General features: G+C 36.3%; 1 protein-coding gene. It reads left to right on the top strand.

The features are described from left to right. Positions 1 to 433 (top strand): transposase (locus ACX9YW_RS22865; protein WP_460351012.1); only part of this gene is annotated, 433 nt, incomplete at its 5' end. Positions 434 to 656: the final 223 nt, after the last annotated feature.

Here is a 656-nt window from a genome sequence, read left to right on the forward strand (position 1 = left end):
ATTGAGAAATAATATGAAGTTGGTTCCTCATAAAAATCGCAAGGAGCTTATGGATGATTTAAAGAAGGTCTACAAAGCTTTTACACTTGAACAAGCCGAAATCGTTTTTGAAGATTTTAAGCAAAAGTGGGGTAAAAAATATCCTTCGGTTATTCATTCCTGGGAGAACAAATGGCTTGAGCTTACCACTTATTTTTCTTATCCAGTTGAAATTAGAAAACTAATTTATACAACAAACACGATCGAAGCTTTCCATAGGCAGTTAAGAAAGGTCACTAAAACCAAAACAGCTTATCCAACGGATAATTCATTAAGAAAGATTGTTTACCTTGCAACTATTGGTGTAACTGACAAATGGACTAATCCTATTCCTGGATGGTTAGAATGTAGACAACAGTTTGAAATAATGTTTAACGGTCGGCTTGGGAAATAATTTCTCATGATTATTTTACTTCGTGTTAGGGCTACGCCCTAAGGGTTTATCGCTTTGGGTTCTCCCAAAAGGAAAAAGAGAGGAACAATCCTCTCTCCTTTTGTACAGAACCCTATTAGGTGCTCGGGTTGCTCCCCAGCATTGCCCTATCCCCCTAATAGGTAAGAGCACATAATTTCATTATAGTCTTAGATTCTGTAACTCAATCATTTACACAAAATAA

This window comes from Pseudoneobacillus rhizolycopersici (assembly GCF_054786815.1).